The sequence below is a fragment of the Nitrospira sp. genome (assembly GCA_016715825.1).
In the GTDB taxonomy this organism is placed as follows: Bacteria; Nitrospirota; Nitrospiria; order Nitrospirales; family Nitrospiraceae; genus Nitrospira_D.
In genome coordinates, this window is record JADJXO010000002.1 from 558,985 (window position 1) to 583,864 (window position 24,880).

The 24,880-nt window shown below is 55.8% G+C and carries 24 protein-coding genes, 2 tRNA genes and 2 pseudogenes; 6 read left to right on the forward strand and 22 right to left on the reverse strand.

The features are described 5' to 3' along the window. Nucleotides 1–59: 59 nt before the first annotated feature. From typA to IPM58_08770, 9 genes and pseudogenes are all read right to left on the reverse strand, one after another. Nucleotides 60–1,916: a translational GTPase TypA gene (gene typA / locus IPM58_08730; protein ID MBK9307159.1), complete on the reverse strand. Its 1,857-nt coding sequence runs from the start codon at nucleotides 1,914–1,916 to the stop codon at nucleotides 60–62. A gap of 188 nt (nucleotides 1,917–2,104) precedes the next feature. Beyond that, nucleotides 2,105–2,554, reverse strand: coding sequence for a response regulator (locus tag IPM58_08735; GenBank protein MBK9307160.1), 450 nt, complete (start codon nucleotides 2,552–2,554; stop codon nucleotides 2,105–2,107). A gap of 89 nt (nucleotides 2,555–2,643) precedes the next feature. Then, nucleotides 2,644–3,135, reverse strand: coding sequence for a response regulator (locus IPM58_08740; protein ID MBK9307161.1), 492 nt, complete (start codon nucleotides 3,133–3,135; stop codon nucleotides 2,644–2,646). Between the two features lie 26 nt (nucleotides 3,136–3,161). After that, on the reverse strand, nucleotides 3,162–3,494 hold the full coding sequence (locus IPM58_08745; protein ID MBK9307162.1) for an Hpt domain-containing protein: 333 nt from the start codon (nucleotides 3,492–3,494) through the stop codon (nucleotides 3,162–3,164). Between the two features lie 138 nt (nucleotides 3,495–3,632). Further along, entirely contained in the window at nucleotides 3,633–4,040 is a 408-nt protein-coding gene (locus IPM58_08750) for a response regulator (GenBank protein ID MBK9307163.1), read from the reverse strand. Nucleotides 4,041–4,055: 15 nt separating this feature from the next. Then, nucleotides 4,056–5,879, reverse strand: a complete 1,824-nt coding sequence (locus tag IPM58_08755; GenBank protein ID MBK9307164.1) for a response regulator — start codon at nucleotides 5,877–5,879, stop codon at nucleotides 4,056–4,058. A gap of 110 nt (nucleotides 5,880–5,989) precedes the next feature. Further along, complete coding sequence (locus IPM58_08760; protein ID MBK9307165.1) at nucleotides 5,990–6,757, reverse strand: PAS domain-containing protein; 768 nt, start codon at nucleotides 6,755–6,757, stop codon at nucleotides 5,990–5,992. Nucleotides 6,758–6,908: 151 nt separating this feature from the next. Then, nucleotides 6,909–7,397: pseudogene (locus IPM58_08765) on the reverse strand (PAS domain-containing protein). Nucleotides 7,398–7,709: 312 nt separating this feature from the next. Then, nucleotides 7,710–8,193, reverse strand: a pseudogene (locus tag IPM58_08770) (GAF domain-containing protein). A 311-nt stretch (nucleotides 8,194–8,504) separates the two neighbouring features. Between IPM58_08770 and IPM58_08775 the strand changes: the two are divergent. Next, complete coding sequence (locus IPM58_08775) at nucleotides 8,505–10,925, forward strand: PBP1A family penicillin-binding protein (GenBank protein MBK9307166.1); 2,421 nt, start codon at nucleotides 8,505–8,507, stop codon at nucleotides 10,923–10,925. Nucleotides 10,926–10,931: 6 nt separating this feature from the next. Here IPM58_08775 and iscX read toward each other — a convergent pair whose 3' ends face one another. From iscX to IPM58_08810, 7 genes are all read right to left on the reverse strand, one after another. Then, nucleotides 10,932–11,144 (reverse strand): Fe-S cluster assembly protein IscX, encoded by a 213-nt coding sequence (gene iscX / locus IPM58_08780; protein MBK9307167.1) that lies wholly within the window; start codon nucleotides 11,142–11,144, stop codon nucleotides 10,932–10,934. Between the two features lie 57 nt (nucleotides 11,145–11,201). Then, entirely contained in the window at nucleotides 11,202–13,019 is a 1,818-nt protein-coding gene (dnaK, locus tag IPM58_08785) for a molecular chaperone DnaK (GenBank protein ID MBK9307168.1), read from the reverse strand. Nucleotides 13,020–13,044: 25 nt separating this feature from the next. After that, entirely contained in the window at nucleotides 13,045–13,704 is a 660-nt protein-coding gene (gene hscB, locus IPM58_08790) for a Fe-S protein assembly co-chaperone HscB (protein ID MBK9307169.1), read from the reverse strand. A gap of 120 nt (nucleotides 13,705–13,824) precedes the next feature. Beyond that, a complete protein-coding gene (locus tag IPM58_08795) occupies nucleotides 13,825–14,181 on the reverse strand; it encodes an iron-sulfur cluster assembly accessory protein (GenBank protein MBK9307170.1) in 357 nt (118 codons plus the stop codon). Between the two features lie 20 nt (nucleotides 14,182–14,201). After that, nucleotides 14,202–14,600, reverse strand: a complete 399-nt coding sequence (iscU, locus tag IPM58_08800) for a Fe-S cluster assembly scaffold IscU (GenBank protein MBK9307171.1) — start codon at nucleotides 14,598–14,600, stop codon at nucleotides 14,202–14,204. Between the two features lie 89 nt (nucleotides 14,601–14,689). Continuing rightward, nucleotides 14,690–15,907: an IscS subfamily cysteine desulfurase gene (locus IPM58_08805; GenBank protein ID MBK9307172.1), complete on the reverse strand. Its 1,218-nt coding sequence runs from the start codon at nucleotides 15,905–15,907 to the stop codon at nucleotides 14,690–14,692. Continuing rightward, the gene (locus tag IPM58_08810; GenBank protein MBK9307173.1) at nucleotides 15,904–16,377 is read right to left on the reverse strand and encodes an Rrf2 family transcriptional regulator; all 474 of its coding nucleotides are present in this window, start codon (nucleotides 16,375–16,377) and stop codon (nucleotides 15,904–15,906) included. Before IPM58_08810 ends, IPM58_08805 begins: the two co-directional genes overlap by 4 nt. A gap of 134 nt (nucleotides 16,378–16,511) precedes the next feature. Between IPM58_08810 and IPM58_08815 the strand changes: the two genes are divergently transcribed. Further along, the gene (locus IPM58_08815) at nucleotides 16,512–16,928 is read left to right on the forward strand and encodes a 2Fe-2S iron-sulfur cluster binding domain-containing protein (protein ID MBK9307174.1); all 417 of its coding nucleotides are present in this window, start codon (nucleotides 16,512–16,514) and stop codon (nucleotides 16,926–16,928) included. A gap of 86 nt (nucleotides 16,929–17,014) precedes the next feature. Here IPM58_08815 and IPM58_08820 read toward each other — a convergent pair whose 3' ends face one another. Next, the gene (locus tag IPM58_08820; GenBank protein MBK9307175.1) at nucleotides 17,015–17,719 is read right to left on the reverse strand and encodes an FAD-dependent oxidoreductase; all 705 of its coding nucleotides are present in this window, start codon (nucleotides 17,717–17,719) and stop codon (nucleotides 17,015–17,017) included. A 121-nt stretch (nucleotides 17,720–17,840) separates the two neighbouring features. Here IPM58_08820 and gltX point away from each other — a divergent pair, with 121 nt between their 5' ends. The 4 genes from gltX to IPM58_08840 all read left to right on the forward strand — a co-directional run bounded on the left by gltX (nucleotide 17,841) and on the right by IPM58_08840 (nucleotide 20,554). Beyond that, entirely contained in the window at nucleotides 17,841–19,259 is a 1,419-nt protein-coding gene (gene gltX / locus IPM58_08825) for a glutamate--tRNA ligase (GenBank protein ID MBK9307176.1), read from the forward strand. 58 nt (nucleotides 19,260–19,317) lie between these two features. Continuing rightward, a tRNA-Gln gene (locus tag IPM58_08830) sits at nucleotides 19,318–19,391 on the forward strand. A 33-nt stretch (nucleotides 19,392–19,424) separates the two neighbouring features. Beyond that, nucleotides 19,425–19,498: transfer RNA gene (locus IPM58_08835), tRNA-Gln, on the forward strand. A 117-nt stretch (nucleotides 19,499–19,615) separates the two neighbouring features. Beyond that, nucleotides 19,616–20,554, forward strand: a complete 939-nt coding sequence (locus IPM58_08840; GenBank protein ID MBK9307177.1) for a hypothetical protein — start codon at nucleotides 19,616–19,618, stop codon at nucleotides 20,552–20,554. Between the two features lie 28 nt (nucleotides 20,555–20,582). On the opposite strand, the gene IPM58_08845 is transcribed toward IPM58_08840, so the two are convergent. The 5 genes from IPM58_08845 to IPM58_08865 all read right to left on the reverse strand — a co-directional run bounded on the left by IPM58_08845 (nucleotide 20,583) and on the right by IPM58_08865 (nucleotide 24,790). Further along, nucleotides 20,583–21,626, reverse strand: a complete 1,044-nt coding sequence (locus tag IPM58_08845) for an NAD(P)-dependent alcohol dehydrogenase (GenBank protein MBK9307178.1) — start codon at nucleotides 21,624–21,626, stop codon at nucleotides 20,583–20,585. A 159-nt stretch (nucleotides 21,627–21,785) separates the two neighbouring features. Then, nucleotides 21,786–22,013: a DNA gyrase inhibitor YacG gene (gene yacG, locus IPM58_08850; protein ID MBK9307179.1), complete on the reverse strand. Its 228-nt coding sequence runs from the start codon at nucleotides 22,011–22,013 to the stop codon at nucleotides 21,786–21,788. 51 nt (nucleotides 22,014–22,064) lie between these two features. Further along, nucleotides 22,065–22,400 carry a PilZ domain-containing protein gene (locus IPM58_08855; GenBank protein ID MBK9307180.1) on the reverse strand — a complete coding sequence of 112 codons (336 nt, stop codon included), beginning with the start codon at nucleotides 22,398–22,400 and terminating at the stop codon, nucleotides 22,065–22,067. Nucleotides 22,401–22,560: 160 nt separating this feature from the next. Then, the gene (locus IPM58_08860) at nucleotides 22,561–24,264 is read right to left on the reverse strand and encodes a glutamine--tRNA ligase/YqeY domain fusion protein (GenBank protein MBK9307181.1); all 1,704 of its coding nucleotides are present in this window, start codon (nucleotides 24,262–24,264) and stop codon (nucleotides 22,561–22,563) included. A 100-nt stretch (nucleotides 24,265–24,364) separates the two neighbouring features. Beyond that, complete coding sequence (locus IPM58_08865; protein ID MBK9307182.1) at nucleotides 24,365–24,790, reverse strand: hypothetical protein; 426 nt, start codon at nucleotides 24,788–24,790, stop codon at nucleotides 24,365–24,367. Nucleotides 24,791–24,880 lie beyond the last annotated feature (90 nt).

The following is a 24,880-nucleotide window of genomic DNA, read 5'->3' on the forward strand; positions in this document are numbered from 1 at the left end:
GTTTCGACTCAGCGAGCCGAGCTTATCCCGCAAACGAACGACGTTTCACGAACGACATCTCATTTGCCCGCTTTCCGTGCCTTGCGGCGGTCGTCTGGGTTCAAGAGGCGCTTTCGGAGACGGAGATTTTGTGGCGTGGCCTCGACCAGTTCATCGGATCCGATATATTCCAAGGCGAATTCCAGCGTCATTTCACGTGGTGGAGTAAGGACCAAGGCTTCATCGGAACCGGATGCTCGCATATTGGAGAGGTGCTTTTCCTTGCACACATTCACATCAAGGTCTTCATCGCGGCTGTTTTGGCCCACGACCATTCCTCGGTAGACTTCGACGCCCGGACCAATGAACATCGCGCCGCGTTCCTGAGTCATGAAGATGGCATAGCCTGTGCTGGTACCGTCTTCGAAGGCCACAAGAGAACCGTGTGGGGCGACGATCAGGTCTCGTTCCTCAGCCGGTTCGTATGCCGTGAAGACATGGTGCATGATAACGGTTCCTCGGGTCTTGGCCAACAGCAGGTTCTTCAGCCCCATGATGCCGCGGGTTGGAATATGGTATTCGAGATGCATTTCACTGGTGCCGACGTCGGAATGAATCAAGCGCATGTGGCGCATCTCACCGCGGCGCTTCCCGATTTCCTCGATGACCGTTCCCTGATAGGTCTCCGGTACCTGGATGGTCAACTCCTCGTACGGTTCCATGACGGCGCCGCCTTCACGATGGAGAATGACTTCCGGTTGCGAGACTTGCAGTTCATATCCTTCCCGTCGCATCTGTTCGATCAACACGGACAGATGGAGCTCGCCTCGACCCGCGACCAGGAAGCGGTCTGCGCTGTCGGTCTCGTTCACGCGGAGCGACACGTTGGTCTCGAGTTCCTTGAAGAGGCGCTCACGCAAATGGCGCGAGGTCAGGAACTTCCCTTCCCGTCCGGCGAAGGGGCTGTTGTTGACGGAAAACGTCATCTGGACCGTCGGTTCGTCGATGGTCACACGCGGGAGAGCCACCGGCGTATCGGCGTCGGCGATGGTGTCGCCGATGCTCACATCATCGAGTCCCGCCACGGCGACGATTTCGCCGGCTGCTGCCTGTTCGGTATCGGCTCGGTCGAGCCCCGAATACACCGCAAGGTCGGAGACCTTGCCGGGAAACTGGGCACCGTTTTTCCCGAGCACCATGACATTCTGCCGTCGAGCAATCGAACCGGACTGAACCTTGCCGATCCCCATCTTGCCTTTATAGGGATCTTGTACGAGCGCCAGGACGAGGATTTGGAGCGGGGCCTCAGCATGAATGGCTGGCGCAGGAATCTTTTCCAAGACGGTATCGAGGAGCGGGACGATGTCGGTCCCCGGCTTATTGACATCGAGCGTGGCGATCCCCTTGATGGCCGATGTGTAGACAATGGGGAAATCGAGTTGCTCGTCCGTGGCCCCGAGGTGCACGAAGAGGTCGAAGGTGCGATTGACGACATCGTCGACGACCGCGTCCGGCCGATCGATCTTGTTGATGACGACGATGGCTTTGTGTCCGAGCGCCAAGGCTTTCCGCAACACGAATGTCGTTTGCGGCATCGGGCCTTCTTTGGCATCGACCAAGATCAGCACACCATCCACCATGCGGAGCGTGCGTTCCACCTCACCGCCGAAGTCGGCATGGCCCGGCGTATCCACAATATTAATCTTCACGCCGTTGTAGATGACGCTGGCGTTTTTCGCACGGATCGTGATTCCGCGTTCCCGCTCTTGATCCATCGAGTCCATGATGCGTTCACCCATGTCGTCGATCTTGCGATGGACATGGGTTTGGCGAAGCACCGCATCGACCAGCGTCGTCTTGCCGTGGTCAACGTGCGCGATGATGGCGATATTCCGGATATCGCTCCGGCGGTCATGTGGGGCGCGGACGGTGGACATAATGAAGAGGTTTCCTTGTAATGACAAAAATACGCCACGGTAGTGGGGCGCAAACCAAGAAGTATACTCGAAGTGCACCGTGCCAAACAAGCGAAGGATGCTACCCAGCGTAGCCAACGATTCAGCGGCAGTCTTTTATCAATCGTGGGATCAGAGGAGCGCTTCCCGCGTTGCGTAGGTACGGATGGTTAATCTAGGGCAGATTTTAGCTGGGAGTGTGTGACCTCAGGCTCGGGCGGAGTGGTTGGTCGTGGCATACACGAGGCGACCGTTCTGAGAAGGTGTTCCGGTGTGAAGGGTTTCTTTAAATATTCCGTGGCTCCTAGGGTGGTTGCCTCGGCCATCGATTCTGAGCGGCTGTTGGCCGTGAGCATGACGACCGGGATCTGTTCCCAGGTCGGTGTGGACCGAATCGCGCGTAGGACTTCGAAACCGGACAAGGAGGGCAATGAGATGTCGAGCAGCACCAAGTCGGGAGGCTCGCTCGATTCCGTCAGACGTTTGGCGTTCTTTCCATCAGGGGCATGCCGGACCGCATAGCCGTTCCGTTCTAGAATGAACCGCACCAAGCAGGCGGTGTCGTCGTGATCCTCGATCATCAGTACAGTCGGTACGGAAGAAGTCGCTGTCTTCCCCATGAGGCCTCCTCAAACGTTGTTCGGCATAATCCAGGAACCGGTCTTCATGATGGGCAGAGTGTTGTGAGCAATCTGTGTGTACGCGTGACTCATGCGGCGCGCTTCTTTTCATGACTACTGCGAGGTCGACGGCGTACGGATGGGCGCTGTTTCTGAGCCGCCTTGGGGAGCTTCCTGACGACTGGCTGGGTGCGTGATGAAGCGGGAGGATGTAGGACTCGCCGCATAGCCTCAATGAGACCGGCGGATCCCTTCTGCTTCGTGACATAGGCCGTAGCTCCCTGGTGGAGGGCCTGTTGAATATCCGGCTCGTAGGAGTCGGCACTGACCATGATCACAGGAGTGTGGCACCAGTCGGGGTGATCGCGAATGAGTTTCAGCAACTCCGCTCCGCTCACATAGGGCAGCACGAGGTCGAGAAGGACGAGGGAGGGTGGCGGGACGGTACCGATCAGTGAGGAGGCTTGGCGCCCGTCTTTTGCCTGGAGGACGGAGAAGCCTTCCCGCTCTAAGACGTGTTTCAACAGCGCGGCCGTATCTCCCTCATCTTCGACGACGAGGATCTTGTGTTTCTGCTTCATGACCTCACTCCTTCTGTTGCTCGGATTCAGTCGTAGACCACCGTGATTCGCTCGAGGTAGGAGCCCAACACCGGAAGGCCACGTTCGATGGTGGAAGCGTCGCGCGTCTTGGCGGCTTGTTCGATGACGGCCGCCATGTCGCTGACCCGGTCGAAGCCGTAACTCCCTCCGGCGCCTTTCATCCCATGCGCCACGGTGCGGACTGTTTCAAAGTTCTGGGTGGTCAGGGCTTCCTGCATCGTCACGACTTCTTTCTTTCGGTTGGTCAAGAATTTTGGGATGAGTGGCTCGAAAGCGGCATCGACGTGTACGAGTTCTTCGCTTTGAACGACTGCCTCTGTGGGCGGCGTGTGTTCCATCAGTGCGTCTCCGATCAGTCCGGTATCGGTTATTTACCTAGAATCCTTAACTGAAATGCCCAGGAGAGAACTCCGAACAAGACTTCGGCCCATGCCGTCCGAGGGGGGTGCCCGACTCACTCATCGAGAAAGCTGGTATCAGCGCGGCGGGGCCGGCGTCCCACGGGATTGGTCCACAGATCGGAGCAAGGTTTCCCGTCGGAACGGCTTCAGCACATAGTCCTGGACGGTAAGCGCACGTACCTTTCTGATCCTGTCTTGATCAGCGACCCCGGTCAACATGATCACCGGCACATGCTCCCAGTCCGGTGTGGCGCGAATAGTCTCGAGAATCGTGATGCCATCGACATGGGGAAGCTGAATATCCAACAGAACGAGGGACGGGGGTGGCATCAACGCGATTTTTTCCAACGCGGCCGAGCCGTCCGCAGCGTGGGAGACGTGATAGCCTCGTTCCGTCATGATCAACGTCACGAGATCGGCGGTGTCTTGTTCATCCTCGACGAGCAGGAGGCGTGGGTCGTGTGCAGAAGACAGGTTCCTCACCAATCAGCTCCTTTCTTAGGCGGCTTGGTCTCGCGGAGTGTCGGCACATTGGGCGATGGCACTCAGCAGAGTCTTTTTCTTGATCGGTTTTGTCAGATGGGCCGTGCAGCCTACGGCCAAGCACTTCTCCGCTTCTTCTTTGAAGGCATTGGCCGTCAGTGCCACGATCGGTGTGGGTCTGCGCTGCTGCGCGCGTTCCCATGCGCGAATGGCCGCCGTGGCCTCAAGCCCGTCCATCACCGGCATCTGCATATCCATGAGCACCAAATCGTAGTGACCGGTCTGGAATTTGTGCAGGGCGACGGCGCCATTCTCGGCCATGTCTACCTGATGGGGGGTGTCCTTCAGAAAGAGGGCGATTACGTCGCGATTATCTTCCAGGTCCTCTACTAACAAAATGTGACAGGGAGCTAGGGTGGTCTGTTCTGAACGCTCTGCTCCTTCGTATTGGGCCGCTCCGACGGGTTCTAGGTTGAGCGCAGCGGCCAACGAATCCATTAAACGCCGTCGACTGAGTGGTTTATAGAGGTAGTTGGCAATTCCCAAAGATCGGGCTCGGCGAGCATCGTCTCCCTGAAGGTCGGAGACATGCATAATGAGGGGCAGCGTCGCAAACTCTTGTCGGTCGCGGATCGCCTGCGCCAGGTCCAACCCATTCATGCCAGGCATGTGATAGTCCAAAATGGCGAGGGCGATCGGCTCGTTTCGCCGTTGCGCGTCGTCCAAGATCGTCAACGCCTGCGCGCCACTCGTGGCTTCGAAGAGTTGGACTCCGCTTCGCGAGAGATGTTCACGGACGATCATCACATTCGTCTCATTGTCGTCCACAATGAGCAGGCGCATCGCGTGCAAATCGAGATACCGTCCTGTTTGGCTGGCTACGACGAGGGGAGCCTCAGGCAAGGTAATGGTAAAGGAAAAGGTGGTGCCGACGCCTAACGTACTGTCTGCCGCAAGGTGCCCCCCCATGAGTTTCACGAGATGTTGTGAGATGCTTAAGCCGAGTCCCGTGCCGCCATATTTTCGCGTCGTGGTGGAATCGACTTGGGTGAAGGGTTCAAAGATGGACTGGAGCTTATCCGTTGGGATCCCGATGCCGGTATCAGACACCGAAAAGCGAAGGGCCTGAGCGGTCGATCGATCGGGGGCCGGTTCGACGGTGATCATGACATGCCCGGATTCCGTAAACTTGATCGCATTGCTCACGAGATTCACGAGCACCTGATTCAGTCGAGTTGGGTCGCCGACGACACCCTGCGGAACGTCCGGGTGGACGAGCACCAAGAGCTCGAGTTTTTTGGCCAACGCTTTGCCGGCCATGAGCTCTGCGATCGTGTCGGTGAGATTGGGGAGATCGAACGGCACCGATTCCAGCGCCATGTAACCCGCTTCGATCTTAGAAATGTCCAAGATGGCATTGATCAGCTCCATGAGTGACGCAGCGGCGCGGCTGAAGCGGCCGACATAATTGGCTTGATCAGGCGTGAGCGGGGTTTCTTGAAGCAATTCGGCCATGCCGACGATCGCATTCATCGGGGTGCGGATCTCATGGCTCATGGTCGCCAGGAACTCGCTCTTGGCGCGGGTAGCGGCAAGCGCGGAGTGGTTGGCCCTCGCTAATTCTCGGTTACGGGCTTCCAGGTCGCGAGTTGCTTGCTCCAGCCTCCCCTCAGCGGCTTTCCGTTCCGTCCTGTCGCGGAGGACCTTGGTGAAGCCTTTCAGTCGTCCATCGTGGTCGAACAGGCTGGTCATGACGACATTGGCCCAGAACCGTGAGCCGTCCTTGCGGCGACCGCCATCCCTCGTCTTCGACGTGGTGATGGACGGTCGCGCGTCCAAAACGCCGTGGGTTTACGCTGGCTTGGTGTTCCTCGGCGTAAAAGCACGAGAAGGACGCCCAGTAATCTCGTCGGTGGTGGACCCCTTCAGACGGCGCTCCCTGGTTCCGGTCAATATGTCCCCGGAATCGAGCCGGATATGGAGCAGTCCAGAACATTGTCGACCATCGCGCGGGTGAGCTCTTCCTTTTCCCGAAGCGCCGCTTCCGCCGCCAATCGGGACCGTTCAGCTTTCTTCTGTGCGGATATGTCGGTTGCCATCCCCAGAAATCCAGTGATCGTGCCGGTATGGTCACGGATCGCGACGACGGTGAGCAGCACGGGGATTCGCGTGCCGTCTTTGCGGATGTAGATCCACTCGTGTTGATTGGGCACGTTCAGGCGGGCCTTGGCGACGAAGACATCAAACCCTGGCTCCAGCTCGATTCCCAATTCGGCGCCGAAGATCTTCGCGCGCGCGGCCACTTCTTCAGAGTTGTGGAAGACCGCTGGGGTCAATTTGCCGATGGTCTCCTCAGCTGAATAGCCCAAGAGCTTTTCGGCTGCTGGATTGAAATGCTGGATGATCCCCGCCGTCGAGGTTGCGATCACGGCATGGGGAGCATTGAAGAGAATGGCTTGTTGGAAACCAAAAAGCTCATGCAAGGTCCGTTCTGATTCCTTGCGCACCGTAATGTCGTAATTGATGCCGATCATTCGGACCGCTTGCTCCCGTTCGTCCTTGATGACCACTGCAGAGGCCTTGATATAGCGAACGCTCTGGTCCGGGAGGAGAAGACGAAATTCCGTGTCGAATCGACCTTGTCCCTCGAGCGCGGCTTGGAGGGCATTCGGCCGGGGCTCGATCCTCAGGATGGAGCCGGTCGGCCCAGGCCTCATACGCCCCGGGGAAATTCTCAGGCGTGTAGCCGTAGAGGGCATACATCTGCTTGTCCCAGACCAGTTTGTTTTCAGAAATGTAATAGTCCCAGACGCCGATGCCGCCCGATTGGGCTGCTAGATCCAACCGCCGAATAGAATCTCGCAAAATCTGCTCATAGACCTTTTGCTCAGTAATATCCTGAACGGTGCCCACGGCATGTCTCGGGCGGCCCTCAGGATCGCGCATCACAGTTCCGCGGCACAGCACGTCGCGAATTTCCTTGCTGGGGCGAACAATCCGGCAGGTCACTTCATAGGGGTGGTGGTGCTCGAGTGCCTCCTCAACGGCCTTGAACACCCTGGCTCGATCGTCGGGATGGATGGCTTCACGGAAAGTCTCGATTGTGGGTGTAATGCGCCCAGGCTCATACCCGAAGATCCGGAATTGCTCATCCGACCAGATCTCGGCGCCGGTTGCAATGTCCCACTCCCAACTGCCGACATGGGCGAGTGCTTGGGCCTGATCCAGGCTTGCTTGATGGGTTTCGAGCTGTTGCTGCGAGGTGACGCGTTCGGTTACGTCTCGGCAGGTGCAGGTGAGCCAACGAGCCGGGTCATAAGGCTGTTTTGCGAGGACGAGGGAGAGTTCCGCATAAATCTGACCGCCGGATTGCGTGAGGCCTTGAACTACGCCGGTCCAGTGTCCGACCTTCACGAGTATCGAGAAGTAGTCGTGCTCGATTCGCGAAACCCACTCGGGTGTATACAGTGTTTTCCAGGATTGGCCGATCAACTCGTCCGGTTTGTACCCATAGATGGCGGCATGCATCGGATTCATGTAGGTAAAGCACCCGTCCTTGTCCAGGAAGGCGAATCCTTCAAGCCCTCGCTCGATCGCACGGATGATCGCCACGTTCTTTCGATTGGCTTCTTCCCGCTCGGCCAGACTGTGCTCCAGCTCACGTTGGCGCCGCTTTAATTCGAGACGACCCACGACTTGGTGGCCCAACATCCGGAGCGCGTTCATTTGATCGGCGGTCAACTGCCTAGGTTTCCGATCGATCACGCACAAGGTGCCAACCGCATGGCCGGCCGGTGTAACGAGGGGCATCCCGGCATAGAAGCGAATGTTTGGGTCAGTGACGACAAGGGGATTATCGGCGAACCGTTTGTCTTGGGCGGCATCCGGGACGATGAACAGGTCTCTGCCATGGATGGCATGGGCACAAAAAGCGATGTCGCGGAGGTTCCGGTGCATCGATGCCCACCTTCGCCTTAAACCATTGGCGATGGGTATCCACGAGGCTGACCAGGGCGATCGGAGTTCCGCAAATATGCGCGGCCAGCTTGGCGAGGTTATCGAAGCCTTCGTCCGGCAGGGTATCGAGAATTTCGTATTGGTGCAATGCGGCGAGACGGCGGACTTCATCTTCTGGCAAGGGCGCACTCTGCATGTGGTCGTTCTTTCGGCCCGCCAGGTGGTAGGTGCCCTCTCCGGTCTGTCACCGCGCAGGTCTGCTCGGCCTGGCACCGATGCTGAGTCCTCGATGGGGATTGGGGAGAACGGTGTGATTCATGAGGCAATGGTCGGAAGGAATTCAAAAGCGAAATACATTTTCGTGCTGCGGGGTGCTGACACGATCGTCAGCAGGATGGAGAGCACGAATTGCTGTTTTATGCTGTCGCGCTCTTGCTTGAGTTTTCACCAAACGCATTGTATGGTCTTGCGTTACCTCAGATTCACGTCTGCGGGATTCCATATCCAATGCCAAGAGACGATCGATTTATCGAGATGATTGAAGGACGGTCGGGCCGCCGACTTGGCCGCCGTCTGGGACGCTGGCAAGTCGTGTTGATCGGGCTGGTGGCGGTCAGCATCATCGGCGCCACGACTGCCGTGGGCGTGGTGTGGCATTTTTCGAGAAATCTTCCCTCACTCGACTTGCTTGAGAACTACCAACCCAGCTTGGTCACCAATGTGTACTCGGACGACGGTCAGTCTATCGGCCAGTTCTTCATCGAACGCCGCATCCTGACGCCACTGGCTGAAATTCCAAAGACGCTGACGCAGGCGGTGATCGCCACGGAAGACGCACGCTTTTTTGAACACCCCGGGTTGGACTATATCGGAATGGTGCGGGCGGCGTGGACCAACATCCGGCATGGAGGAAGAAAAGTCGAAGGGGCAAGCACCATCACGCAGCAATTGGCCCGGTCGCTGTTCCTCTCGTCGGAGCGCTCGTATGAGCGAAAAATTCGCGAGCTGATCTTGGCCTACCAGATGGAAACAGTCTCGGGGAAAGAGAAGATTCTCGAAACCTACTTGAACCAGATCTATTTCGGTCAAGGGGCCTATGGAGTCGGGTCGGCGGCACATTCCTATTTCGGGAAGGACGTCAGCAAGTTGACTCTTGCTGAATCGGCCTTCTTGGGGGGGCTCCCGAAATCTCCCAGTCGATTTTCACCCTTCACCGCGTATGAGCTGGCCAAGAAACGGCAAGAACACGTGTTGGGCCGAATGGAGGAGGTGGGATTCATCACGTCGGCAGAACGGGAAGGGGCTGCCCAGGAAAAGCTGACGTTCCATCGGCCGGGCAGTGAACATCTTGCTCCGTACTTCGTCGAATATGTGCGTCAGTTGCTCGTGGCGAAATATGGGGAGTCGATGGTGTACAAGGGCGGCCTCCAGGTCCACACGACATTAAACGTCGAAATGCAGAAGGCGGCGGAGACGGCGTTTTCGAACGGAGTTCGTGACTTAGACAAACGAGAAGGTTGGAGAGGGCCTCGCCGCACCGTCGACTTGGCGACGTTTCAACCGTCGGAGTCAGCGTGGGCGGAGCAGTCGTTGAAGCCTGGGAGTGTGGGGGAAGGGGTCGTCCTGAAGGTCGCCAAGGATTACTATGTGGTTCAAGTTGGTGCCTTCGCGGCCAAGCTGGCGTTCGACGACATGGGATGGGCCAAGCGGATGCTCAAAGGCCCCGATCCCGCCGTGGACTTCGCCCTCAACCAGAACGTGAAACAGATCTTGAAGCCTGGGGACGTGATTGAAGTTGGGATTAAGAAGATCACGAAGGAAGGCATCCACCTCACCCTGGAGCAGACGCCGGTGGTTGAAGGGGGTTTGATTGCCATCGATCCAAAGGTCGGGGCGATCCGTGCGATGGTCGGCGGGTATGATTTTTCACGCAGCGAGTACAATCGTGCCGTTCAAGCCCATCGACAGCCCGGATCTGCGTTTAAACCCCTGATCTACGCCACCGCGATGAGCCAGGGGCTCAGTCCCGCCACGCAGATCCTCGATGCGCCGGTCGTGTATGAGCAAGAAGAGGAAGACAAGATCTGGAAGCCTGAGAACTACGGACGGCGATTCCACGGCATGGTGAGTCTCCGCGATGCGCTGGCGCAGTCGCACAATCTGGCAACGGTTCGATTGTTGGACAAGGTGGGGGTCAAGAATGTGATCGAATTCTCGCGAACCGTGGGCGTCACAAGCCCGCTTCCGTCCGATCTGTCTCTGGGACTGGGCTCCTCCTCGGTCGGTTTGATGGAATTGACCTCGGTGTACGGTGTGTTCTTGAATCAGGGGGTTCGGGTGGAACCCTTCGCCGTCAAATCGGTGCAAGATAGCACCGGGAAGACGCTCGAGGCGGTCGAGCCTGAACCGCAAGAGGTTATTACGAAAGAAACCGCGTATCTGATCACCAACATGATGGAAGATGTCGTGCAGAAGGGAACGGGGCAGGCGGCAAAGGTTCTGGGTCGCCCAATCGCCGGGAAGACCGGGACGACTAACGACTACATCAATGCTTGGTTTATCGGAGGGACTCCGAACCTGGTGACCGGCGTGTATGTGGGGTTCGATGACCGTCGCTCCCTCGGTCCGAGTGAAACCGGTGCGCGCGCAGCCTTACCGATCTGGATGGGTTTTGTGAAAGCAGCGCTCCAGCAGCTGCCCATCGTCCCGTTCGAAATTCCGGATGGTGTGACCTTCGTCAAGGTTGATTCCTCGACAGGTCTTCTGGAGTCGGAACAGGAAGGAGAAAGCCAACAAGGAACGGTGGAGCTGTTTTCAAAAGGGAGCGAGCCGACCCAAGCAGTCCAACGTCGACTGGATCCAACCGACTTTTATAAGTTGGATCAGATTCCCGAAAGGCAACCGACGGTGGAGGAGGATGTGGAATAGGCCAGGCTACGCTTTTGAATCCTGATACTCCTCATGCCAGGCCATTTGAATCGTTTCTAAGATCTTCTCGTTCGACTTCTTCGGGTCATCCATAAAGTCAGGTAGTGCCACGATCCAGGCATGCATGTCGGTGAAGCGTACGGTCAGCGGATCCGTCTCAGGGTGTTCTTCGACCAAGCGTATCGCGATATCTTCGGTGTCTTGCCACTTCAGCTCCATGATGTCCTCATAGTGGTACCGGTCGTGATGGGTGTGGTGCGGAAAGGATTCACCAAATCACACGTCGGATACTTTCTTTCCGTGCAGACTTTTTTTGAGCGATTCGTCCAGCATGGCCACGTTCAAGTTCTTGGCAGCCTGTTCAAGCTCTGCCATGCGCGTACGGATGGTACCGGCATTGGTGCCGTCTGTTGCGGTGGCAAGCTGAGCGAGCGCCTTGCGAATGCCCTCACCCTCCTCGGTCGGTATCAGATGTCCGGCATCGGCAAGAGACTTCTCGCTCGTTTTTATCAACGACTCGGCGTCCAATCGCGCTTCGATCAACTTCCGAGCGCTGATGTCCTCAGCTGCGAATTTGAATGAGTCTTCGATCATCCGCTCGACTTCCGTGTCGGACAATCCATACGACGGTTTGACCTCGATCGACTGACTTTGTCCGGTCCGCATGTCCTTTGCGGTCACGTTCAAGATGCCGTTCGCGTCGATTAAGAAGGTCACCTCGATGCGAGGCACCCCTGCGGGAAGCGGCGGCACTTTGAGGCGGAACTGCGCCAGGCTCCGGTTGTCTTTCACAAGTTCGCGCTCGCCTTGCAGGATGTGGATGTCGACTCCGGTCTGGCCGTCGACATAGGTGGTGAACATTTCCTTGGCGCTTGCCGGAATGGTCGTGTTCCGGCGAATCAGGCTACTCATGACTCCACCCATCGTTTCAATGCCGAGAGACAGGGGTGTCACGTCCAGCAGCAACATGTCCGTCGTCCCGCCGCCCAGGATATCGGCTTGCACGGCGGCTCCGAGTGCGACGACTTCATCCGGATTCAAATGGCAATGCGGAACCTTCCCGAACAGCGCTTCGACACGTTGCCGAACCAATGGCATGCGCGTGGAACCACCCACTAATACGACCTCGTCAATATCATTTGGGGTGAGCCCGGCGTCTTTGAGTGCCATCCGACAGGGAGCCAACGTGCGTTCGATGACCTGCATGGCCAATGATTCAAGTTGATCTCGGGTCAGCTCTCTGGTGAAGGAACCGTTGTCTTCGGGTAGGTCAAGTGAGACCTCCGTTTTCTGCTCGTCGGACAGCCTGATCTTGGCGCGCTCGGCTTCTAATCGGACTGCCTGCATGTGATCGGGGTAACTGGAGAGGTCAATTCCGTGTCGTTCTCGAATTTCCGCCAGGAACAGATCGACAAGCACCCGGTCCAGATCGTCTCCGCCTAAATGGGTGTCACCGCTGGTCGCCAGTACTTCGAAGATGCCGTCCTTCAGTTTCAAGATCGAGATATCGAACGTGCCGCCACCGAAGTCATAGACGGCGATCGTACCCTGAGTCTTTTCCTGAAGCCCATACGCGAGTGAAGCGGCGGTCGGTTCATTGATAATCCGGAGGACTTCCAACCCTGCGATCAGACCAGCATCTTTTGTCGCCTGTCGCTGGCTGTCATTGAAATAGGCCGGAACAGTGATGACGGCTTTCGTAATGCTTTCGCCCAGGTGATCCTCCGCGCGCCGCTTCAATTCCTTGAGGATCATGGCGGAGATCTGCGGCGGCGAATAGTTCTTTTCACCGAGCCGGATCCGGATCACCCCTCCTGTTTCCGTGAGGGTATAAGGGAAATAGGCCAGTTCGCTTTCGACATCTGCCAGCCCCTTGCCCATGAACCGTTTGACAGAATAGACGGTCCGCTCCGGACTTCGCGTCAAATGTTCCTTGGCTGAATTTCCAACGATCAATCCATTGTCCGTCAAGGCGACAACCGACGGCACCATCGTCCGACCGTGGAGGTCGGGAACGACGCCGGGCCGGCCATCCTTCATGTAGGCAATCAGTGAATTGGTTGTGCCGAGGTCGATGCCGACTATGCGTGCCATAGCAAAAATGCTGAAAAAGATGTCATCAGGCGATTGTTGCCGCCAGATCGCTGACGATGTTGTTGACGTAGGTTCGGTTCGACAGTAAATCGCGCATGTGTTTTAAAACTCGATCCCGCTCTGCTCTTGCCTGGCTTGTAGCTTCTCCTCTGTCCTGTAGTTCATCCCAGTCCGTAAAGAGCTGCCGAAGTTGTGACTCCATTTCTTCACGGCGACGTTCCAGCGTCTGTTGCTCTGTCTGGAGCGTGGCGCGAAGCCGATGACCTTGATCCGAATCGCGATCCGAGGCTCTGTACTCTTCCAAGGTATCCTGTAGTTCCAGGATTTCCTCGAAGAGGTCAGCCGGAGGAGAAGTTCGGATATCTTTGACTGAGCCGGCTTCAAGGGCCAGGAGATATTCCGCTCGTTGTATGGGATCACGAAGCGTCCGGTACGCCGTATTGAGCACGGCGGCGTTGCTGAGGCTGATCGTTTGCTCCGTCGGACTCTTGGCTTGATAAAAATCCGGATGAAAGGCCCGGCTCATTTCGTAGAATTTGGCTTCCAGCTTTTTAGGGTCCAATGTGAGCCGACGTGGAAACCCGAGGCAGCTGAAATAGTCGGTGTCCTTCGAGACCGGCTGGACTTTCACGCATCGTTCGCAGAAGTATTCCCCCGACATCTCGGATTGACAATGCCAGCACATGCTCCTTGCCATCTGCAACTGGTGACGAGTCTCGGGACGAGCCGATGGTTGATCGTGGGCCATAAATACATAACCGGCACGACGCGCGCCATGCTCGGTCGGGTTCTCCTCTGTTTCGAATCAAGCGGAGAACGATTCTCCGCAGCCGCAGGTCTTGTTGGCGTTTGGGTTGATGAACTTGAAGTTGCCGCTCATCAAGTCTTTTTGATAATCCAATTGCGTGCCTTGGAGATAGATCGCACTCTTGGCGTCAATGATCACTTTCACACCGTCAATCTCATGGACTTGATCATACTGTCCGATCTTGTCATCGAAGTTAATCGTGTAGCTGAGGCCTGAACAGCCTCCTCCCTTCACTCCAAGACGGAGCCCGCCTTCTTCGATCCCTTGTACATTAATCAACCGCTTGACTTCCTTCAACGCCGAGTCGGTCAGCGAGATGATCGGAGTCTGTGTCTCTACGTTGGTTGTGTCCATGGGAACTCCCTTTGCAAACGTTACTTGGTGTCGGTCGACGGAGTGTCAGCCTTCTTCTGATAGTCGGTCAAGGCCGCTTTAATGGCATCTTCCGCGAGGACGGAGCAGTGAATTTTCACCGGCGGAAGATTCAATTCTTGAACGATGTCCGTATTCTTGATCTTCTGGGCTTCCTCGATCGTTTTTCCCTTCAACCATTCGGTGGCCAAACTGGAGCTCGCGATGGCCGACCCGCAGCCGAAGGTCTTGAATTTAGCATCGACGATCGTATCGTTTTGCACCTTGATCTGCAGCTTCATGACGTCGCCACACTCCGGGGCTCCCACCATCCCGGTACCGATGCCTTCCTCATCCTTCTTAAAGCTCCCCATGTTGCGGGGGTTGTTGAAATGATCAACGACTTTATCGCTGTATGCCATAGAAACCTCCCTGGTATCTCGTTGTTCGTGAAGCGCTGTTCGTTGATTGCGCGATACGCTTCACGAGGTACGTTTCACGTCTGATGTCGTTAGTGCGCCGCCCACTGCACGGATTTCAAATCCACGCCTTCTTTTGCCATTTCATAGAGCGGGGACATTTCCCGCAACTTGGTGACGATCTCAATAACCTTCTTAATCGTGTAGTCAATCTCGTCGTCGGTGTTGAACCGACCCAAGCCGAACCGGATCGATGAGTGAGCGAGCTCGGTTCCGACGCCGAGTGCCCGCAAGACGTACGACGGCTCCAGGGTGGCCGACGTACAGGCCGAACCGGACGAGAGCGCGATATCCTTCATGCCCATCAGCAAGGATTCTCCTTCGACGTAGGCGAACGAAATATTGAGATTTCCCGGCAAGCGGTTCGTCGGATGGCCGTTGAGATAGCTTTCTTCCAGGGCGGCCATAATGTCGGTCTGGAGGCGATCGCGCATCTTGCTCAGCCGCGCCGTTTCCGTCGCCATCTCCTGCTCGCAGAGTTCACAGGCCTTTCCAAATCCGACGATCAATGGGACCGGCAAGGTACCGGAACGCATGCCGCGCTCATGTCCTCCACCGTCCATTTGAGTGGCGATCCGAACGCGAGGGTTTCTCTTTCTGACGTACAGCGCACCGATTCCCTTAGGGCCATAGATCTTATGGGCCGTGAACGACATGAGATCGATGCCCATGACCTGAACATCGACTGGAATTTTCCCCACGCCCTGCGCAGCATCGCAATGAAAGAGGATCCCTTTCGCTTTCGCAATCTTCCCGATTTCAGCGATGGGATTGATCGTGCCGATTTCATTGTTGGCCAACATGACCGAGATCAAGACGGTCTTATCGGTGATCGCATTCTCCACATCCTGCGGATTCACCATGCCGTACTTATCGACCGGCAGATAGGTCACGGTCGCCAGCCCCTTGGCTTCAAGGGACTTGGCGGTATCGAGTACGGCGCGATGCTCCGTGGACGACGTGATGATGTGGGCACCCTTTTCCTTATACATCTCCAAGACGCCCTTCAGCGCCAAGTTATCCGACTCGGTGGCGCCGCTGGTGAAGACGATTTCTTTGCTGTCGGCGTTGATCAGCTTCGCGATCTGTTTTCGGGCGTGCTCCACGGCTTCTTCCGCGGCCCACCCGAAGGCGTGGTTGCGGCTGGCGGCGTTGCCGAATTTCTCGACGAAATACGGCAGCATGGCCTCCAGAACTCTCGGATCCATGGGAGTGGTGGAATGGTTGTCGAGGAAAATAGGAAGCTTCATCGTTCGACTCCTTGTATCGAGGGAGACTGAATCGTAATCAAGGGTGTGCCACCCAGCATATCTCCCAACGTCATGTTGTTCAGTAACTGATAGATGCTGTCTTGGACTTTCAGCAGCGGTGTGCGAATGTTGCAATGCTCACGCTGCATACAGAATTCTCCCTCTTTTTCATGGGAGCAGTCTGTAATTCCTAAGGGACCTTCGATGCTTTCCAGGATCTGTGCGATGGTGATCTGTCTGGCGCTTCGAGCCAGGAGATAACCTCCCTTCGGGCCGTTGTGGCTTTCGATCAAGCCGTTTTTTGAGAGCACCTGGAGGACCTTGGCCAACAACTCCAAGGGAATGTTGTATTCCTCGGCGATCTCTTTGGTATTTACCACACGGCCGGGAGTGATATCGCCGAACTGGACCGACGCGATGTGCTGTAGGGCCATGAGTGCGTAATCAGCTTTTTTTGAAATCTTCAACATTACTATTGCCGATCGTTACGATCGGAGACTATAATGATCTCCGATCAATATGGTCGTATAAAGATTAGCATGCAAATTTATCTGATGTCAAGGCAGGATAAGACTCAAACAATGGCGTAGAAAGGAATCGGGACATGGGCGGGACTAATCCTTATATTGAAAAGACGGACTACGAGCTTCCCAAGGTTTCGTACACGCTCACTTTTATACAGCCGAACGGAGACTCAACGACCGTTACCGTCGATCCTGAAAAGCTTCCCCATGGAGAGACTGGCCTCCCCGGTAGCATTCTGGATATTGCAATGGGTCACGGAGTGGATCTGGAGCATGTGTGTGGTGGGGTCTGCGCCTGTTCGACCTGCCACGTGATCGTGAAGCAGGGGCTGGAAACGTGCAACGAAGGCACGGATGATGAGTATGATCAGTTGGATGAGGCGCCCATGACGACGCTACAGTCTCGGCTAGGGTGTCAATGTGTGCCCAACGGAACGAAGGACATCGTCGTTGAGATCCCAGCCGTGAACAAGAATCTGGTGAGGGAGGGGCGCTGAGCCGTTGGAGTTCTTGCCTCGTTTGTCAACTGTCGTGCGAGAGAAAGGGTGAGACGAGCCCCGCGATAATGCTCTCTGAAGAGCCTTCAGTCGTAGGTCTCGACCTTCACTTCTTTTCGCTCGTAGCCTTGTTCCGTGAAATAGGCCCTGAGGGGCCGGACAAAAGCCTTCGTTCCGCACAGCAAGGGTATGACCTTCGCCTGTTCCCCCATCAACGAAGCCAGCATCCCTAACGTCTTTTCCACGGCTTCCACTTCACCGCTCTGAGCGACCAAAGGAAGATAGCGGAACAAGGGGTGTTGCGCTGCCATGCTGAGCCATTCCTGCTGAAACAGGATCTCCTCTTCGTTCGGGGCCACCGCAATCAGGCGAATGGGAGTTTGAATGGCGGAAAGAAACATCTGCTTGAGGATGCATCGCAGCGGCACGAGGCCTGTATAGCGACCAATCATGATAAGTTCACGATCGAGCGTGTGAGGCAGCATGAAATTTCCATACGGACCTGAGAGTGGAATTTCATCTCCCGAGTTCAATTGGTAAAGATAGTTTGATCCAAGCCCACCGGGAACACGATCGAGGACCAACGTCAACTCTCCAGTCGGTGAAGCGGGGGCGGCCATGGAGTATGCGCGATTGAGTGGTGGCTTCGGTCCTACGGGTAACTTGAGTGAAACCCATTGTCCCGGTTGGAACGAGATCTTGCTTGTCTGGGGTCTGATCACAAGTTGGCGGACGTGAGGTGTGAGATCAGCAATCGACAGCACCGTGGCACGTTGTGTAGGTTCTGCCATGAGACCTCCCTGCACCCTCTTAGCAGAAGTCGTCAGGAGATGGAAGCTTGGATGCGATGTACAAGGAATTTTGCAGCGTGGTATAGATATCGATCAACTATAGGGAAGAGACCAAACGCATATGAACCAAGTTCGTGTCCGATTCGCACCCAGTCCGTCGGGATTTCTGCACATTGGTGGAGTCCGTACCGCGCTTTTCAACTGGCTCTTTGCCCGTCAGCAAGGAGGGATATTTGTCCTTCGGATCGAGGATACTGACCAGAGTCGTTCAACCGATGAATCCATCAAGGCCATCATCGAAGGGATGAAATGGGTCGGGCTTGATTGGGACGAAGGTCCGTTTCGCCAGACCGAACGGATAGACCTGTACCGCCAACATGCCATGAAGTTGCGTGAGACTGGGCATGCCTACTGGTGTGTATGTAAGGCCAAAGAGTTGGAGGCTCGTCGAAAGGAAGCGGAAGCGAAAGGCTTGTCGCCTCGGTATGACGGTCGCTGCCGAAACTTGGGGATTGCGAACCCTACGGAGGATGCCGCACTCCGGTTCAAGGCTCCGCAGGAGGGGCAGATCGTGGTTGACGATCTGATCAAGGGCAAGATTACTTTCGATACCAGTGTTGCCGACGATCTCATCATTCTGCGGTCCAACGGGTATCCGACGTACAACTTTTCCGTCGTGGTCGATGATGCGCTGATGCGCATGACGCATGTGGTGCGAGGAGACGACCATTTGACCAACACACCTCGGCAAATTCCGATTTTCGAAGCCCTGGGGTTTCCCGTCCCACAGTTCGGTCATTTGCCGATGATTCTCGGCTCTGATAAGGCGCGGCTTTCCAAGCGGCATGGTGCGACCTCGATCATGGCCTACAAGGACATGGGGTATCTCCCCGATGCCATGGTCAATTATCTGGTCCGGCTCGGCTGGTCGCACGGGGATCAAGAACTCTTTACCCGCCGGGAACTCATCGAAAAGTTTTCCTGGAAGCATGTGCAATCTTCTGCAGCGGTTTTCAATCCCGACAAGCTGCTCTGGATCAACGCCGAATACCTCAAATCCAGCTCAGCGTTGGAGGTCGCCGAAGCGTTGGTGCCGTTGCTGAACGCGGCGGGATTACAGGAACAGGTCAGGACCGTCTCGAAAGAGTGGCTGGCGCAGGTCGTTGTGCTGGTGAAGGAACGGACGAAGACGTTGGTCGACATGGTGGAGTGGGCGAAGCCGTATTTTGGGCAAGAGGCAACATACGAAGTGGAAGCGGCCAAGAAATTTCTCACACCAACGACGGCTCCGTTGCTGCAGAAGCTGCTCAGCCGCTTCGAGGCATTTCCAAGCTTTTCCAAACCAGCGTGGGAAGAGAGCTTTAAGAAGCTTGTCGAGGAAGAGGGTGTGAAGATGGGTGCGTTAGCCCAGCCGGTTCGCGTGGCCTTGACCGGGCGAACGGCAAGTCCAGGGCTCTTTGAGGTGATGGAAGTCCTGGGGCGTGAACGGACTCTCTTCCGCCTCAGAAAAGGGATCGAACGAGCGAATATGGCTCCTTGAGCCAAACCCGCGTCGATCTTGACGGAATTGCGATCGATATATTACTGTGAACCCCGGTTGGGGGATCGTCTAGCGGTAGGACGTCAGTCTCTGGATCTGACTACCTAGGTTCGATTCCTAGTCCCCCAGCCAAACTCCTTTCGAAGTCATATCTTCATACCGCGCTGGGGGATCGTCTAGCGGTAGGACGCCGGCCTTTGGAGCCGGCTACCTAGGTTCGATTCCTAGTCCCCCAGCCATTTTCCATTGAAGTTAGCTCAATGAATTGTGAGTTTTCCCCAAGGGTAGCGGATTTGTAATCTTTTAATGATCGTTCTTTTCTTGGCTGAAAGAATCTCAGGTCATCATTCGCATGCATGAAGAGGGTAAGGAAAAATGTCGAAACAGATCGGAGGATCCTCACAGTCACTAGACTTTCCAATGGTGACATAAACATTGACTATCATCCCAAATTTCCTCCGCACGTCTTCTTTGATACCAACGTAGTGATTGGGCTGAATGCAGAATCGATGGATGCCCTCAACAGGCTCAAGAGCCAGCAGGGGTTTATTTATCGCTACTCGATGCTGAATTTTGTGGAGTTGGCCTCCCACATGGGGGATGAGCCAGATAGCAATACACCAAACCCGTTCAAAAAGTATCAGTCAGCTTTTAAGAAAATAGCATCTCTCTGCGATCCTCGACCGCTCCCTTCGGCAGAAATGGTTTTCATGAAAGCTGTCGGGCTCTACCACTTCCTGGGCCCCAAATGGATTGCCAACGAGAGTGAGATTGCCGGCACTCTCAAGAGCTTTGTACAGGCAAACGATCTAGCTGAGCTGAGGAAGGCAGGGTTCAGTCCAGAGCATTATATGAAGCTTCGCGAGCTTGACGGAGAGTGGTTCTTGGATTTTGTGGTGAAGGCCAAGGAGATTGGGGGCCTGCCAGATGGCTCGGACAATTGGGCAAATTGGCTCGGGCACTTCTATAGCTATCTCGTTTTTCGAGCAAGTAGTACAAGAAAGACTATGTCCACCCTTGGAAAGGGTGAACAGAAGCGGGTGGTCAAGTTTTTCGAAGGGCCGGGAGGAAAGATGCTTCTTACTCACTTTAAGCATTTGCTTGTTAAGACGATTAGAGACCAAAAGCACGAGGATAGCAACGATTTCTATGACATGCTCCAGCTGCTACTGCTCCAGGATAGCAATCGACTCTTCGTAACCGATGACAGGCCGTTTCATCAGTACTACGCGGGAGCAGAGCATCATCGTGTGGTCCCGTGGAAAATCTTTAAGAAGTCAGCCATTTCTCTATGACATTGGTTACCGTCCATGCTTCGATACGCTATTTAAGTGATGCCATATCGATGACAAATCGATACCGCACATCGCCCCGGAGGACCCGTTCATAGGCTTCGTTGACTTGTTGAATTGGAATCACCTCAACATCTGACTCAATCTGATGCTGGGCGCAGAAGTCGAGCATTTTCTGGGTTTCTTTGATCCCGCCGATGAGTGAGCCGGCAAGGCGTCGTCGTTTAAAAATGAGCGAAAATGCCTGGACCGGCGTCGGCGCTTCCGGTGCACCGACCAAGATCATGGTGCCGTCGGTCTTGAGCAGGTTCAAATAGGCATTGTAGTCGTGCGGAGCCGAGACCGTGTCAAGGATGTAGTGGAAGTACCCTTGGAGCTTCGTCAACGTGTGAGGATCCGACGTCACGGCAAAGTGCGCAGCTCCTAACCGCTTCGCGTCTTCTCGTTTACCCTCGGACGTACTTAAGACCGTCACCTCCGTTCCCATCGCTTTGGCGATCTTCACCGCCATATGACCGAGCCCACCGAGGCCGACAACCGCCAATTTGTGGTAACGGCCGACGCCCCATTGGCGGAGCGGAGAGTAGGTCGTGATGCCGGCGCAGAGTAGAGGCGCGGCTCCAGCTAATGAGAGTGCTGGAGGAATTCGAAGGACATAGTGTTCGTCGACCACGATCTGGGTTGAGTAACCGCCTTGAGTGATCTGGCCGGCTTTATCCTGCCCGCTGTAGGTCCAGACAGTGCCACCGTCGCAATACTGTTCCAGCCCCTCGCGGCAAGCCGTGCATGTTCGACATGAATCCACAAAGCAGCCGACGCCGGCACGATCACCAACCTTGAAGGCCGTGATCGCTGTGCCGACTTGCGCGACGGTTCCGACGATCTCATGTCCAGGGACCATCGGAAACAGGGAAATGCCCCATTCATCACGGGCTTGGTGGATATCTGAGTGGCAGATGCCGCAATGGGAAATCGTAATCAAGATATCCTGCGGACCGACATCACGGCGTTCAAACGAAAATGGCTGCAACGGTTCCTTCGCGGCCATCGCCGCATAACCTTTGGTCGGGAGCATGGAGGGTCTCCTTCTGTAGAACGGATGGATGTGAGACATTAGCAAGTTCAATCCGACTTGCCAACAGCAAATGCAGGGGTGTCTGTCAGTGAGAATCCGAATTGCCGGCTGAAAGAGGTTTTCCGGCTGTACCCGGAAGTTGAGTGATCGTGCTGTCGCTCAGTTAGTCGACGAACCGTCAGCAGCTTCTTCTCCACTGTCGTCGTGCTGCTCGTCCGTAGCCAGAGACTCTCGTATGCCTGTTTCTGCTGTGAGCGGCACACCCGGAATACGGTATTGCGCTGCGGCCCAGGTTCCCAAGTCCGTGACCTGACAACGCTCGCAACAGAATGGGCGCCAGGGGTTTCCTTCCCAGGTCGTGGGTCGGTGGCAGAGGGGACAGGTCATGGAGGTAGTGTAGCGTGGTGGCCGGATGAAGAAAAGTCGTGGCGAGGTCGGTCAGTCTTGAGGGACCGATCGCGGCCTGGCGAGACGGAGCAACCGCTGTAATCGGCTTCGATCCAAGTCTGTGAGGCGTAAAAACTCGACGCCGAACTCACCGTGGTTCACCCATCGAACGGCGGCGGAATGGATCGTAATCGGGACGGCCAAGTCGGTCGCATGGATCAGGAGTTTGACTCCCGTTCCAGCCGACATCGAAACCGTGCTGGTAACCGCCCCGCCACCGGCGGAAATATCGAACATTGTGCCCTGGCGAATCTCGGTCTGCTCGGTTGTGGAAAAGAGGACACGCAGTTCAACGGGAATTCTTGGGTGTTCTCGACATTCAATCATGGTGACCTCCACACGTGAGTGACGCGTGATGATAGTCGTGCGCGATCGTTATCCACTGAGCTTCCTGGAGGGATAGTATAGATCGGGAGGTGCTCCATGGCACGCGTTGAGGCAAAATCTGCGTGTCAGGACACGGTCGATCGCCAAGGCCTAACGAGTGCTAGCGGCGGGGTGTTGGTTGGGTTTTCTCAACACGGGCCCACGCATCTTTGAGAGACACGGTTCGGTTGAAGAGGAGGGACTCGGGAGAGGATTCGAGATCGACACAAAAGTACCCTTGCCGCTCGAATTGAAAACGGGAACCTGGTGCGGCGGAGGCAAGGCTTGGCTCAACCACGCACCCGTTGAGAGTTTCAAGAGATTGAGGATTGAGCGCATGCGTCCAGTCCCGGTCGGGCTGATGCCGGCCCTCATCAGGGAGAAGAAGCGGATGGTAAAGGCGGACGGTGGCCTTGAGTGCCTGTAAAGCCGATACCCAATGGATGGTGGCCTTCACTTTGCGTTGTTCCTGTGCCGAGCCGCTTTTTGTCTCAGGGTCGTACGTACAGTGTAGTTCAGTGACCGCCCCAGTCTGAGGATCCTTCGTCACACTCACACATTGAATGATATATCCATAGCGGAGCCGGACCTCCCGGCCAGGCGCGAGGCGATAAAACTGTTTCGGTGGATCCTCTCGGAAATCGTCTTGCTCGATGTAGAGTGTCCGTGAGAACGGAACCTTGCGAGTTCCCGCAGCAGCATCTTCCGGGTTATTCACGGCGTCGAGTTCTTCAACCACGCCCTCCGGATAGTTGTCGATCACGACTTTCAACGGTCGGAGGACCGCCATCACGCGCGGTGAGCGTTTGTTCAAGTCTTCTCGGATGAAGTGTTCAAGCAACTGCATCTCGACGACGGCGTCGCGCTTGGCGACCCCGATGTGGTCGCAAAAGGCACGAATGGCTTCCGGCGTCACGCCTCGGCGACGAAGGCCCTTGAGGGTGGGAAGGCGAGGATCGTCCCAACCGGCCACCAGTTTCTTGGTAACCAATTCAAGCAGCTTGCGCTTGCTCATGACGGTGGACGTGAGATTGAGTCTCGCGAACTCGATCTGCTGAGGACGATGCGGAGCCTCGGACTCCGTGACAACCCAATCGTACAATGGGCGGTGATCCGCAAATTCCAGCGTGCAGAGAGAATGGGTGATTCCCTCGATGGCATCGGAGAGGGGGTGTGCAAAATCATACGAGGGATAGATGCACCAGGCGGATCCCGTCCGATAATGAGTAGCGTGTCGAATCCGATAGAGGATGGGGTCGCGCAGATTGATGTTCGGTGATTCCATCTCGATGGCGGCGCGTAAGACATGAGTGCCATCGGCAAACTCTCCGGCTCGCATGCGTGCAAAGAGGTCCAAGTTCTCGTCCACAGACCGAGTCCGATAGGGGCTGTTGCGACCAGGCTCCGTCAGTGTGCCACGGTACTCGCGAATGAGGTCAGAGGAGAGACTGTCGACATAGGCCTTGCCTTTCTGAATCAAAACGACGGCGAACGCATAGAGCTGCTCGAAATAGTCCGAGGCATAGAAGATCTTTCCGTTCCAATCGAATCCCAGCCACCGGACGTCTTCCTGAATGGCCTGAACATACTCCGGATCCTCGGTGGTGGGATTCGTATCGTCGAATCGCAGATGACAGACTCCACCCGGTGTCTCGTTCGCAATTCCAAAATTCAGGACGATGGATTTGGCGTGTCCGATATGGAGGTACCCGTTGGGTTCGGGGGGAAATCGTGTGACGACCCGGCCTCCGTGTTTGCCGGAAGCGCGATCGGCGGCGACGATGTCTCGAATGAAATTCGATGCGGTTGTGAATTCGGAAGCCATCAAGAAGTCTTCGGTAATGATCTACGTTCGGTCATGGGGACAGGCGAACGGCATGAAGGAGTTCTATCATAGACTGGGTGATGAGAGAAACGGGGAATGCTTAAGCGGACGGTTCGGCGGTGGAAGGGTCCGGCGGCGGCATGACGCTGAAATCCTTTTGTGCGATGAGGTGTCCTTCCATTCGGAGCCGGAATTCATATCGACCCGGTGCCGGAAAGATCAACAACGGAACGTTAATGCCAAAGTCAGAAATCTGGAGGCGATCGCCGATTTCAATGTTCGGGAGCGTGGCACGGCAAACCAGTTGTTCGGAGTTGAGATAGATCAAGTCGATATCGAAATGATAGGGGCCCTCCGCGTCGGTTAAGCAGAAGTAGAGGCCCATTTGCTGATGCTGAAAGGGAAAGGAAGGAGCTTGCAGATGGGTGAAAATTCCGATCAAGCTCTTCTTTTTCGTCAGGCTGTCTTCGATCACTTGATCACAGACCAGAAATGCCTGCACGGTCGGTCTTGGAATGTCGGTCATGTCGCGATTCCGGAGATCATCATTACAGTCGCCTGGTTCTCGGCTGTCGCGAAAACGAAGCGAGGTCTCGTAGGTGCTCCGGGACCATTC